The organism is Micromonospora chalcea (genome assembly GCF_028768405.1).
Classification (GTDB): Bacteria; Actinomycetota; Actinomycetes; order Mycobacteriales; family Micromonosporaceae; genus Micromonospora; species Micromonospora chalcea.
The window spans coordinates 3,585,433-3,598,288 of record NZ_CP118233.1 but is presented as its reverse complement, the minus strand read 5'-3'; the positions used below and the strand labels follow the sequence as shown (position 1 = coordinate 3,598,288).

Below are 12,856 nucleotides of genomic sequence, written 5' to 3'. Positions count from 1 at the left end.
TGTCACCTGCCTCGACGGGCCCGGGGGCGCCGCACACCGTCGCGGGTGGGCGAGGTGTGCACGCTGACGCTGACGACCGGGATCGCCCTCGCGACGCTCTTGCGTACCGTCTCCAGCGACGCCGTGGCGGGGGAGCACTCCACGATCATCACCGCCGACCGGTCCGGGCACTGCACGTACTGGACGTGCGTCACCGCGACCCGGCGTGAGTGCAGGACGGACAGCACCTTGAGCAGGCCGGTGGTGGAGTGCCCGGGGCCGAGGTGCACCACCATCGTGCACGCGCCGGCGGGGGAGTCGTCGTGCGGCCGGACGGCCGGGCCGGGAAGCTGGCGATCGACGGTGTCGGGGGGAAACGGGAACGTGGTCACGGGAGCCTCACAGTGTCGAGCCGACAGGGTGGCTTGGCCGGCGACGCACGCGAAGGCGTACGCCGCCTAGGTAATCGGCCCGATCGCGATGTGCATGCCCACGGCGGGGAGTGTGGCACGTCTCCGGGCCGCCGGGGAGGCTCCGGCGGCAAGCCGTCCGGCACGTGAGACAGCGCTCTGACCTGCGGATCGACGATCGTGGTGGGGCTTCGCGCCGGGCGCCTGCGAGTTACCGGCCGGTACGCATGCACTTAAGGATCGTTCAGGATCTCGCTCTACACTCGGGCTTGGGACGACGACTTGAGAAGGAGCTCCGCGCATGGACGCTGACGAGATCGCCGCCGGTCGGGCCCGCTGGCAGGCCCGCTACGACGCCGCCCGCAAGCGCGACGCGGACTTCACCACGCTGTCCGGCATGAGCGTCGAACCGGTGTACGGCCCGCCGGAGGGCGCGGCGTACCCGGGCTTCGACCGGATCGGCTGGCCGGGCGAGTTCCCGTACACCAGGGGTCTGTACCCGACCGGCTACCGCGGGCGGACCTGGACCATCCGGCAGTTCGCCGGTTTCGGCAACGCCCGGCAGACCAACGAGCGGTACAAGATGATCCTCGGCGCCGGTGGCGGCGGGCTCTCCGTCGCCTTCGACATGCCGACGCTGATGGGACGCGACTCCGACGACCCGCAGTCGCTCGGCGAGGTCGGCCACTGCGGTGTCGCCGTCGACTCGGCCGCCGACATGGAGGTGCTGTTCGACGGCATCGACCTGGCCGGCGTGACCACCTCGATGACCATCTCCGGTCCGGCCGTGCCGGTCTTCTGCATGTACCTGGTCGCCGCCGAACGGCAGGGCGCCAATCTGTCCACACTGGACGGAACGCTCCAGACGGACATCTTCAAGGAGTACATCGCGCAGAAGGAGTGGCTGTTCGACCCCGAGCCGCACCTGCGCCTCATCGGCGACCTGATGGAGTACTGCGCCCGGGAGATCCCCCGGTACAAGCCGCTGTCCGTCTCCGGCTACCACATCCGCGAGGCCGGCTCGACCGCCGCGCAGGAGCTGGCGTACACGCTGGCCGACGGGTTCGGGTACGTCGAGCTGGGTCTGTCGCGCGGGCTCGACGTGAACACGTTCGCCCCCGGCCTGAGCTTCTTCTTCGACTCCCACGTGGACTTCTTCGAGGAGATCGCCAAGTTCCGCGCCGCCCGCCGGATCTGGGCCCGCTGGCTGCGCGACGTGTACGGCGCCACCAGCGAGAAGGCGCAGTGGCTGCGGTTCCACACGCAGACCGCCGGAGTGTCGCTCACCGCGCAGCAGCCGGTCAACAACGTGGTACGGACCGCCGTGGAGGCCCTGGCCGCGGTGCTCGGCGGCACCAACTCGCTGCACACCAACGCCCTCGACGAGACGCTCGCCCTGCCCACCGACGAGTCGGCCGAGATCGCCCTGCGTACCCAGCAGGTGCTGATGGAGGAGACCGGGGTGACCAATGTGGCCGACCCGCTCGGCGGCGCCTGGTACGTCGAGGCGCTCACCGACCGGATCGAGGCCGAGGCGGAGGAGATCTTCGCCCGGATCAAGCAGCTCGGCGGCGAGGGCCCGCACGCCATCGGCCCGATGACCTCCGGCATCCTGCGCGGCATCGAGGACGGCTGGTTCACCGGGCACATCGCCGAGTCGGCGTTCGCCTACCAGCAGGCGCTGGAGAAGGGCGACAAGAAGATCGTCGGCGTCAACTGCCACACCGGCACCGTCGCCAAGGACCTGGAGATCCTGCGCATCTCGCACGAGGTGGAGCTGGAGCAGCGCCGGGTGCTGGCCGAGCGCAAGTCGGCCCGCGACGACGCCGCCGTCACCGCCGCCGTGGCGCGGATGGTCGAGGTGGCCCGCAGCGGCGAGAACATGATCCCCGCCATGCTCGACGCGGTCCGCGCCGAGGCCACCCTCGGCGAGATCTGCGACGCCCTCCGCACCGAGTGGGGCGTCTACCGCGAGCCCGCCCGCTTCTGACCGCCGCTTTGTAAGGAAGGGCCCCTTGTTAACAGCTGCTGTTAACAAGGGGCCCTTCCTCTACCGCAGGCGTTAACAAGGGGCCCTTCCTTACGGGCGGGCTGAGCTGGGGGAGAGTGGTGACTGTCGCCGTCGCGGCTGGTCGGAGATCCGTCGCGTACGTGCGAGACTAGACAACCATGAGCGACCCACGGATCACCTCGTCGATCTTCACCCGCGGCGCGGTCGACCTCAGCGCGCTGCGCACCCCCGCACCTGCCGACACCTCCACCGCCACACCGTCTCCGGGCGGCACGCCCGCCGGGCTGCCGGGCAGCCCCGCCGGCTCCGCCGCCGTGATCGACGTGACCGAGGCGAACATCCAGTCCGAGGTGCTCGAACGCTCGCTCACCACACCGGTAGTGGTCTTCTTCGGCGCCGCCGGTTACCCGGAGAGCGACCAGTTCGCCCCGGTGCTGGAGAAGCTGGCCGCCGAGGGCGGCGGAGCGTGGCTGCTGGCCCGGGTCGACGTGCAGCAGCAGCCGCGGCTCGCGCAGATGTTCCAGCTCCAGGCGCTGCCCACCACGTACGCCATCGTCGGTGGCCGCCCGATCGACGCCTTCCCGGGCCCGGTGCCCGAGTCGCAGTTGCGACAGTGGCTCCAGGCCGTGCTCAAGGCCGGTGGCGTCACCGTCGCCGAACCGGAGGACCCGCGCCTCGACGCCGCCGACGACGCGCTGATGAGCGGTGACCTCGACGCGGCCGAGGCGGCGTACCGGAAGATCCTCGCCGAGTCCCCGGCCGACGCGGCGGCGGAGGCGGGCCTGGCGCAGGTCGGGCTGGCCCGCCGGGTCGCCGGCGCCGACCCGCAGGGCGCGCTGGACGCCGCGGCCGCCGCCCCCGACGACGTGGACGCCCAACTGCTGGCCGCCGACATCGAGGTGCTCAGCGGCCTCGCCGACCAGGCGTACCAGCGGCTCGTCGGCCTGGTCCGGCGCACCGCCGGGGACGACCGGGACCGGGTACGCCAGCACCTGCTCGGCCTGTTCACCATCGCCGGCCCGGACGACCCCGCCGTGGCCTCCGCCCGACGCGCCCTGGCCAGCGCGCTGTTCTGAGTCAACCCGCGCGGGCCGGCGCACCGCCGGCCCGCCCGACCACCGAGGACGGGAGCCCATGATGCGCCGGATCGCCGTCCTCGACGCGCCGACGAACCTCGGGCTGCGCCCACCCACCGCCAGCTCCGTGCCCGGATGCGCCAAGGCGCCGGGCGCGCTGCGCGACCACGGCCTGCTCGCCCGGCTGCGGGCCCGAGACGCCGGCTGCCTGACCCCGCCCCGGTACGACCCGGGGGACTGGCGACCCGGCGACGGCGTCTGCCACGCGCCGGAGATCTCCGCGTACTCGCTGGCGCTCGCCGACCGGATCGGCGCGATCATCGACCGGGGCGAGTTCCCGCTGGTGCTCGGCGGGGACTGCTCGGTGCTGCTCGGCTCCGGGCTGGCCATGCACCGCCTCGGCGAGGCGGTCGGCGGGCGGATCGGCCTGGTCTTCGTCGACGGCCACTCCGACTTCCGGCACCCCGGCAACGCCTCCTACGTCGGCGCGGCCGCCGGGGAGGACCTGGCGCTGGTCACCGGGCGGGGGCAGCCCGACCTGGCGGCCATCGAGGGGCGGCGGCCCTACTTCCGGGACATCGACGTGGTGGTGCTCGGCATCCGCGCGCAGGACGAGTACCGCCTCGACCTGCAGGCCGCCGGCATCACCACCCGGCCGGTGCCGGCGCTGCGCGCCGAGGGCGCGGCCCGGACCGCCCAGTGGGCGCACGAGCAACTCGTCGACTGCGCCGGCTACTGGGTGCACATCGACGTCGACGTGCTCGACCCGGCGGTGATGCCCGCCGTGGACGCGCCCGACCCCGGTGGCATCGCCTTCGCCGAGCTGGAGATCCTGCTGGCCGGGCTGGTCGACACCCCGCACTGCCTCGGCGTCGAGCTGACCGTCTTCGACCCCGACTACGACCCGGACGGGGCGTACGCGGCCGAGATCGTGAACACGGTGGTGGCCGGGCTCGCCCCGGTCGTCGCGCCGGGCGCCGTGCCGCCCCGCCTGCTGCCGCCCGGGCCGGCCGCGCCGGCGCCCCGGGCCGCCGACAGCCGGCCGGAGCCCGAGCCGCTGCCCGCCCCGGCGGCGGTGCCGGCCCCGGCGGTGGCGGTGGAGCCGATCGGCCCCGACCCGACCTCCGACGGCGCCGTCGACGACCTCGGCACCGACCCGCTCGGGCCCGGCCTGCTGCGCCGGGCGTCCGCCGGGGACGAGCCGGACCCGGCCCGCTCCGGCATCGACATCGCCTGACCGCTACGCCGCAGCTCGCGGTCACGCGGCGCGGGACGCCGCTCAGCTCGCGGCGAGGCCGCGCAGGAACTTCTCGGCGATCGGCGCCGCCACCTTCGAGCCCGCCCCGCCCTGCTCGACGAAGACGGCGAAGGCCACGTCACCCTGCCACCCGACGAACCAGGCGTGCGTGTTCGCCGGGTTGTTGTCGTACTCCGCGGTGCCGGTCTTGCCGTGCACCGGCTCGCCGGGCACGTCCGCCAGCGCGCTGCCACTGCCCGCTGTGACCACCCCGCGCATCAGCGACTTCAGCGCCGTCACCGACTCCGGCTTGAGCGCCTCGCCGGCCGGCGCGGGCTTGGCCGGCGCCGGGTCGAGCAGCAGCTTGGGCTGCTCGAACTTGCCCCGGGCCACGGCCGCGGTGGCGCTCGCCATGGCCAGCGGGCTCACCAGCGTAGTGCCCTGGCCGATCGCGGCGGCGGCCTGCTCGGTGGCCGGGCCGTTGGCGGAGACCTTGCCGGTGAACGCGTCCGCGCCGAGATCCCACGCGGCCTCCAGGCCGAGCGTACGACCGGCCTGTGCCAGCCCGTCCGGGCCGAGCTTCGGCGCCAGCGCCACGAACGCGGTGTTGCAGGACTTGGCGAAGTCGGTGGCGAACGGCACCGCGCCCAGCTCGAAGTTGTCCGAGTTCTTGAAGCTGCGGCCCTCGACCGTCGCCGTCTTCGGGCAGTTCACAGTGGTCTGCGGGGTCACCGCGCCCCGGTCGAGCAGGCCGAGCGCGCTGACCATCTTGAACGTCGAGCCGGGCGGCACCTGGGCGGTGAACGCGAGGTTCTCGCCGGCCGCCCCGGGACCGTTCGCGGCGGCCAGCACCGCGCCGTCGCTGATCCGCAGCGCCACCAGCGCGGAGCGGCGGGTCTGCCCGCGCAACGCGGCGTCGGCAGCGTTCTGGGTCGCCACGTCGATGGTGGTCTTCACCGGCTGACCGGGCTTCGGGTCGGCGCGGTACAGCTCCGTGCCGGTCGGCTCGACCTTGCCGTCCGGGGTGGTCCGCTCGGTGATCACGGTGACGCCGGTGACGCCGCGCAGCCGCTCGTCGTACCGGCCCTGGAGGCCGCCGTGGCCGACCAGGTCGCCGCGCGCGTACCGCTCGGGGTGGGCCTGCAGGTCGTCGGCGGTGGCCTGGTCGACCGAGCCGAGCAGCGCCCGGGCGAACTCGCGCGTCGGGGCCAGCATGAGCTGGTCGGTCGCGAACCGGGTGCCGGGCAGCTCGTAGATGCGTGGCTTGATCTGCCGGTATGCGTCCTCACGCAGCGTCACCACCTCGACGAGCCCGTCCGGCTTCGCCTCCTTGAGCCGCTTGGGCAGGTCGCCCAGGTCGACCGGCGGGCTGAGCGCGGGCCGGATCGCCTTGAACGCGGCGTCCAGCTTCTTGACCAGGCCGGGCACGTCGGTGACCTCGCCGGGAACGACCTGCACCCGGACCACCGGGCGCGGCGCGACGATCGGCTGGCCGGCGGCGTCCAGCACGCCGGCGCGCTGCGCCGGCTCCCGCCGCAGCGCGATCCGGTCGCCGCTCTCCAGCTTCTCGTGCACCACAGCCGGTTCCCAGATCACCTGCCACTGGTCGTCGCCGCCGCGCTTGAGGCGTACCGGGTTCTCGTAGGCCCAGCGGGCGCCGCCGGGCAGCGCCCAGCTCACCGTGACCCGGGCGGTGGCGACGTCGCCCTTGGTGGTGATCTCGCCGGTGCGCGTCAACTCCGGCGGGTTGGCGGCCAGCTCACCGGCGAGCGCCTGGAGCTGCTTGGTCACCTCGCCGGCCGCCACCCGCCCGCCGGCCGGCTGGATGAAGCCGACCGCCTGCAGGTCGCCGGAGCGCCAGCCGCCGAGGAACGCCTCGACGGCCGCCTCCGGGCCGTCGTCGCCGGAGCAGCCGGTCAGCGCGCCCGCTGTGACCAGGGCGGCGGCCAGCCCCGCGAGGAGGCGACGACGGGTGTGACGGCTGGGGCGGACGGGGTACGACACGGGCATGAAGCGGTCCCTCCGGTGCTCAACTGCCCTGCACGCTAGTACGGCCCGGCGCTCGCCACCGCCCCGCCACGGCCTGCGGCAGCGCGGAAAGCCCCGTGTGGCAGTGTGATGAACATCGCCAGTCGGGGTACTCCGCGGGCGGCCGACCACGAACCCGCAACGGGTGAAAGGACAGAGTCCCGATCCGGACGTCCGGCCGGTGGTCCGCCGCGGGAGGTACCACGCGGTAGGGCCTAGGCTGGGCGGCAGAGTGACCCACAGTGCGGTGGGTCGAGGGGAGTGGCACCGATGGACCGGCGTCCGGCGATCAAACCGGGACCCGACCTCCGGCAGGCTGACACCGGCCGGGACGACGACAGCTTCGATTCGGCGACCGACGGGGACGGTTTCAGCCGTCTCGACACAGGAGTGACCGGGATGACCGGTTCCAGCATCGACACCCTCTACGACCTGGGCCTGCCCACGCAGGCACTGGCCGACGAGTCGGAGGACGCCGAGCTGGACGAGCCCGTTCCCAACGCGGAGCGGCTGGTCGCCCAGGCGGTCGCGCTGGCCGGCGACGACCACGACGCGGCCACACTCGTGGACCGCTTCTGGCGGTTCGCGCCGGACGAGGAGCTGATCGGCTTCACCGCCGAGGAGATGCTGGAGGCGGCCCGGGCCCACCGGGACCTGGCCCAGCAGCGGGTTCCGGGCGAGCTGAAGCTGCGCATCCACGAGCCGGACGCCGAGCAGCACCACACGGTCGTCGAGATCGTCACCGACGACATGCCGTTCCTGGTCGACTCGGTGACCGCCCTGCTCAACTCCCGTCACCTCGACGTGCACCTGCTGGTGCACCCGCTGGTCGTGGTGCGGCGCGAGCCGCTGGGCCGGCTCACCGAGGTCTCGGCGGACGTGGAGCCGGACGACGCCATCGCCGGTGACCTGGTCGAGAGCTGGATGCGGATCGAGATCGACCCGGTCCGCGACCCGGCCGAGCGGGAGGCGCTGCGCCGCGAGTTGCAGCGGGTGCTCACCGACGTGCGCGAGGCGGTCGAGGACTGGCCGAAGATGCGGCAGCGGGCCCTCGCGCTCGCCGACGAGCTGGCCGCCGCCCGGACGTCGGACAACCGCCCGCCGGTGCCGGAAAAGGACATCACCGACTCGGTGGAGCTGCTGCGCTGGCTGGCGCACGACCACTTCACGTTCCTCGGCTACCGCGAGTACCGCCTGGTCGACGCCGACGGCGCGCGCGGCAGCGGGCAGGCCCTGGAGGCGGTGCTCGGCACCGGCCTGGGCATCCTGCGCTCCGACTCGCCGGAGGCCCGGTCGCTGAACTCGATGACGCCCGAGGCGCACGAGAAGGTGCTGGAGAAGCGCCTGCTCATCATCACCAAGGCCAACTCGCGTGCCACCGTGCACCGCTCGGCGTACCTCGACTACATCGGCTTCAAGATCTTCAACGAGGCCGGCGAGGTGGTCGGGGAGCGGCGCTTCCTGGGCCTGTTCTCCACCGCCGCGTACCGGACCAGCGTGCAGGAGCTGCCGGTGGTCCGGCGCAAGGTCGCCGAGGTGCTCGACCGCTCGGGCCTGAGCCTGCGCAGCCACTCCGGCAAGGACCTGTTGCAGATCCTGGAGACGTACCCGCGCGACGAGCTGTTCCAGATCAAGACCGACGACCTCTACCACGCGGTGATCGGCGTGCTGCGGATGGCGGGCCGCCGGCAGCTGCGGGTGTTCCTGCGCCGCGACGCGTACGGGCGGTTCATCTCCTGCCTGATCTACCTGCCGCGGGACCGGTTCACCACGCAGAACCGGCTGCGCATGCAGGACATCCTGCTGCGCGAGCTGAACGGCGTCGGCGTCGACTACACCACCCGGGTGACCGAGTCGATGCTGGCCCGCGTGCACTTCATCGTGCGGACCGACCCGAACAACCCGCCCGGTGACATCGACGCCGACCTGCTCGCCGAGGAGCTGGCCGACGCGACCCGCCTCTGGGACGACGACTACCGGCTGGTGCTGGAGCGCAAGCTCGGCGACGAGCAGGCCAAGCACCTGTTCGCCCGGTACGCCGACGCGTTCCCGGAGGGCTACAAGGACGGGCACACGCCGTACGAGGCGATGAAGGACCTGGCGAAGCTGGAGCTGCTGGAGGAGCCCGGCCAGCTGGAGATGCACCTGTTCCGCAAGCAGGCCCCGCCGCGTCCGTACGCTGCCCGCGCCGCCGACGCCGACGAGGCGATGGACGTGCGGTTCAAGGTCTACCGGTACGGCGAGCCGATGATGCTCTCCGCCGTGCTGCCGGTGCTGCACTCGCTCGGTGTGAAGGTGGTCGACGAGCATCCGTACGAGGTGGAGCGCGTCGACGGCCGGATCTGGCTCTACGACTTCGGTCTGGAGCTGCCCGAGCGGCACCAGGACCTTGCCGAGGTACGTCCGCACGTGGAGAACGCCTTCGCCGCCGCCTGGCGGGGCGAGGCCGAGGTGGACGGCTTCAACGAGCTGGTGCTCCGGGCCGGGCTCACCTGGCGGCAGGTCGTCGTGCTGCGCGCGTACGCGAAGTACCTGCGCCAGGCCGGCACCGTGTTCTCCCAGGAGTACATGGAGCAGACGTTCATCGCGTACCCGCAGATCGCCGAACTGCTGGTGAAGCTGTTCGAGACCCGGTTCGCCCCGGGCGCCACCACGCTCGACGAGCGGCGGCAGCGCAGCGGTGAGCTGGTCGACGCGATCGGCGAGGCGCTGGACGAGGTGGCCAGCCTCGACCAGGACCGCATCCTGCGGGCCTACCTGACGCTGATCCAGGCCACGCTGCGCACCAGCTTCTACCAGAAGCCGGTGGGCGGGCGGCCCAAGCCGTACGTGGCGTTCAAGCTGGACCCGCAGGCCATCCCGGACCTGCCCGCGCCGCGACCCAAGTTCGAGATCTTCGTCTACTCGCCCCGGTTCGAGGGCGTGCACCTGCGCTACGGGCCGGTGGCCCGCGGCGGCCTGCGCTGGTCCGACCGGCGCGAGGACTTCCGGACCGAGGTGCTCGGCCTGGTCAAGGCGCAGATGGTGAAGAACGCGGTGATCGTGCCGGTCGGCGCCAAGGGCGGCTTCGTGCTCAAGCAGAAGCCGGGCGACCGGGACGAGGCGGTGATCTGCTACAAGGAGTTCATCTCCGCGCTGCTGGACGTCACCGACAACATCGTCAGCGGCGAGATCGTGCCGCCCGAGGACGTGGTCCGGCACGACGGCGACGATCCGTACATGGTGGTGGCCGCCGACAAGGGCACCGCGACGTTCTCCGACATCGCCAACGAGATCTCCGAGGCGCACAGCTTCTGGCTGGGCGACGCGTTCGCCTCCGGCGGCTCGGCCGGCTACGACCACAAGAAGATGGGCATCACCGCCCGGGGCGCCTGGGAGTCGGTCAAGCGGCACTTCCGGGAGCTGGGGCACGACACCCAGACGCAGGACTTCACTGTGGTCGGCGTCGGTGACATGTCCGGCGACGTGTTCGGCAACGGGATGCTGCTGTCGAAGCACATCCGGCTGGTGGCCGCGTTCGACCACCGGCACATCTTCCTGGACCCGGATCCGGACTCGGCCCGGTCGTGGGAGGAGCGCAAGCGGCTGTTCGACATGCCGCGCTCGTCGTGGGAGGACTACGACCGCGAGCTGATCTCCGAAGGCGGCGGCGTCCACTCGCGTACGGCGAAGTCGGTGCCGATCTCGCCGCAGGTCCGCGCGGTGCTCGGCCTCGACGAGGACGTCACGCAGCTCAGCCCGCAGGAGCTGATGAAGGCGATCCTCACCGCGCCGGTGGACCTGTTCTGGAACGGCGGCATCGGCACCTACGTCAAGGCGTCCAGCCAGACCAACGCCGAGGTCGGCGACAAGTCCAACGACGCCATCCGGGTGGACGGCAAGAGCCTGCGCTGCCGGGTGGTCGGCGAGGGCGGCAACCTGGGCTTCACCCAGCAGGGCCGGATCGAGTACGCCTCGACCGGCGGCCGCATCTACACCGACTTCATCGACAACGCGGCCGGTGTGGACTGCTCCGACCACGAGGTCAACATCAAGATCCTGCTCAACACGGCGGTGGCCGACGGGGAGCTGGACCGGCCGGAGCGTGACGAGCTGCTGGCCCGGATGACCGACGAGGTCGCCGAGCTGGTGCTGCGGGACAACTACGACCAGGCGCGGGCGCTGAACAACGCCCAGGCCCAGGCCGCCTCGCTGCTCCCGGTGCACCGGCGGATGATCAACGACCTGGAGCGGTCCGGCGCGCTGGACCGGGCCCTGGAGGCGCTGCCGTCGGACGAGGAGCTGGCGGTCCGCACCGAGAGCGGGCTGACCGCGCCGGAGTTCGCGGTGCTGCTCGCGTACGTGAAGATCGTGCTGGAGCGCGAGATCGTCGGCGAGGGCCTGGCGGACGAGGAGTGGACGACCGACATCCTGGTCAACTACTTCCCGACGCCGCTGCGGCAGCGCTTCGCCGACCGGATGGGCCGGCACCGGCTGCGCCGGGACATCGTCACCACGGTCCTGGTCAACGAGGCGATCAACCGGGGCGGCATCTCGTTCGTCTTCCGGGTGGTCGAGGAGACGGCCGCCTCCGCGGCGGACGTGCTCCGGGCGTACGTGGTGGTCCGCGAGGTGTTCGGCCTGCGTGACCTCTGGGACGCGGTCGAGGCGCTGGACAACAAGGTCTCGCCCGAGTTGCAGACCGCCGTCTACCTGGACACCCGGCGGCTGCTCGACCGCGCGGTGCGCTGGCTGGTCACCAACCGCCGGTCGCCGATCGACGTGCCGGCGGAGATCGACCGGCTGCGCGACGGTGTGGCCCAGCTCCTGCCGGACCTGGAGCACCGGTTCTGGGGCACGGAGCGGGAGGCAATCGCGGCGCACATCGAGTCGCTGGTCGAGCGCGGGCTGCCGCGTGACCTGGCCGAGCAGGCGACCCGCCTGATGTACAGCTTCGGCCTGCTCGACATCGTCGAGACGGCGCAGGCGACCCGGCGGGACGTGGGCGAGGTGGCCTCGGTCTACTTCGTGCTCTCCGACCGGTTCCGGGTGGACGCGCTGCTGTCGAAGATTTCCCTGCTGCCGCGCGAGGACCGGTGGCAGACGCTGGCCCGGATGGCGCTGCGCTACGACCTGTACGCCGCGCTGGCCGCGCTCACCGCCGAGGTGCTCGGCTCCACCCCGGACGACGTGCCGCCGGTGGAGCGGGTGCAGGAGTGGGAGCAGGCGAACGCCACCTCGATCCACCGGGCGCACCGGGCGATGGGGGAGTTCGACGAGTCCCGCGCCGACCTGTCCGCGCTGTCGGTGCTGTTGCGCCAGATCCGTACCCTGGTCCGGACCTCGGCGGCGGCCTGACCGCAGACGCGCGCGTGGCCCGGTGGTCGGTTCCCCGACCACCGGGCCACCGCCGTTTCCGCCCTCACTCGGTCATCGGGGCGTAGACGACGATGTTGTTGAGGTAGCTTCCGGCCGTCTTGTCGAACACCCCACCGCAGGTCACCACGCGCAGGGCGGGCACGGCCGACGGACCGTAGACCTGCGCGGCGGGAAAGGCGGTCTTCGGGTACGACCCGACCTCGCGCACCGTGAACGTGGCGGACCTGCCGTCCTGCCGGGTGACCACTATCGTGTCGCCGGCCACCAGCGCGCCGAGGTTGAAGAACACCGCCGGGCCGAGCTGGGCGGAGTCGACGTGGCCCACGATCACCGCGTTGCCGGCCTCGCCCGGGCTGGCGCCGGGGGAGTACCACCCGGCCTTCATGGCCTGGTCCAGCGGGGGCACCTGGACCGTGCCGTCCGGGTTCGTGCCGAGCGACATGATCTCGGCCCGCACCCCGATACGGGGGATCGAGATGGTCGTCGGCGCGGACCGGGGCAGTGGAGCCGGGGCAGCGCCGTTCGGGCTCGTCGCGCCCGCTGGGCCCGTTGCTGCCGGAGCGCCCGGGACCGCTGCGGCCCCCGGGGCGGCTGCGGTGCCCGGGGCGGCTGCGGTGCCCGGGGCGGCTGCGGTGCCCGGGGCGGCTGCGGTGCCCGGGGCGGCGCCGGGTGCGCCGGTCGTCGGGCCGGGCGTCGCGGGGCCGACGGCGCCCCCGGCGGCGTCCGCCGTCGGCAGGCCGGAGGCGTCCGGCGTCAG

At 72.7% G+C, this 12,856-nt stretch carries 7 protein-coding genes; 4 read left to right on the top strand and 3 right to left on the bottom strand.

The features are described 5' to 3' along the window. Nucleotides 1-2: 2 nt before the first annotated feature. Nucleotides 3-371 (bottom strand): hypothetical protein, encoded by a 369-nt coding sequence (locus PVK74_RS15630; protein ID WP_043328777.1) that lies wholly within the window; start codon nucleotides 369-371, stop codon nucleotides 3-5. 319 nt (nucleotides 372-690) lie between these two features. Between PVK74_RS15630 and PVK74_RS15625 the strand changes: the two genes are divergently transcribed. The 3 genes from PVK74_RS15625 (at nucleotide 691) to PVK74_RS15615 (ending at nucleotide 4,713) form a co-directional block, all read left to right on the top strand. Beyond that, nucleotides 691-2,379: a coenzyme B12-dependent isobutyryl-CoA mutase large subunit gene (locus PVK74_RS15625; protein ID WP_043328778.1), complete on the top strand. Its 1,689-nt coding sequence runs from the start codon at nucleotides 691-693 to the stop codon at nucleotides 2,377-2,379. Between the two features lie 179 nt (nucleotides 2,380-2,558). Beyond that, nucleotides 2,559-3,476 carry a tetratricopeptide repeat protein gene (locus PVK74_RS15620; RefSeq protein ID WP_043328779.1) on the top strand — a complete coding sequence of 306 codons (918 nt, stop codon included), beginning with the start codon at nucleotides 2,559-2,561 and terminating at the stop codon, nucleotides 3,474-3,476. A 58-nt stretch (nucleotides 3,477-3,534) separates the two neighbouring features. Further along, nucleotides 3,535-4,713, top strand: coding sequence for an arginase family protein (locus PVK74_RS15615; RefSeq protein ID WP_113974636.1), 1,179 nt, complete (start codon nucleotides 3,535-3,537; stop codon nucleotides 4,711-4,713). A gap of 42 nt (nucleotides 4,714-4,755) precedes the next feature. Here PVK74_RS15615 and PVK74_RS15610 read toward each other — a convergent pair whose 3' ends face one another. After that, nucleotides 4,756-6,723: a penicillin-binding transpeptidase domain-containing protein gene (locus tag PVK74_RS15610; protein ID WP_274476679.1), complete on the bottom strand. Its 1,968-nt coding sequence runs from the start codon at nucleotides 6,721-6,723 to the stop codon at nucleotides 4,756-4,758. A gap of 288 nt (nucleotides 6,724-7,011) precedes the next feature. Between PVK74_RS15610 and PVK74_RS15605 the strand changes: the two genes are divergently transcribed. Beyond that, entirely contained in the window at nucleotides 7,012-12,078 is a 5,067-nt protein-coding gene (locus PVK74_RS15605; protein ID WP_113974638.1) for an NAD-glutamate dehydrogenase, read from the top strand. A 64-nt stretch (nucleotides 12,079-12,142) separates the two neighbouring features. Here the strand turns inward: PVK74_RS15605 and PVK74_RS15600 are convergent, their stop codons facing one another. Then, entirely contained in the window at nucleotides 12,143-12,835 is a 693-nt protein-coding gene (locus PVK74_RS15600; protein ID WP_420800535.1) for a class F sortase, read from the bottom strand. Nucleotides 12,836-12,856 lie beyond the last annotated feature (21 nt).

Coding starts and splice junctions, on each gene's coding strand:
- PVK74_RS15625 (WP_043328778.1), top strand. CDS start 691: ATGGACGCTGACGAGATCGCCGCCGGTCGGGCCCGCTGGCAGGCCCGC.
- PVK74_RS15620 (WP_043328779.1), top strand. CDS start 2,559: ATGAGCGACCCACGGATCACCTCGTCGATCTTCACCCGCGGCGCGGTC.
- PVK74_RS15615 (WP_113974636.1), top strand. CDS start 3,535: ATGATGCGCCGGATCGCCGTCCTCGACGCGCCGACGAACCTCGGGCTG.
- PVK74_RS15610 (WP_274476679.1), bottom strand. CDS start 6,723: ATGCCCGTGTCGTACCCCGTCCGCCCCAGCCGTCACACCCGTCGTCGC.
- PVK74_RS15605 (WP_113974638.1), top strand. CDS start 7,012: ATGGACCGGCGTCCGGCGATCAAACCGGGACCCGACCTCCGGCAGGCT.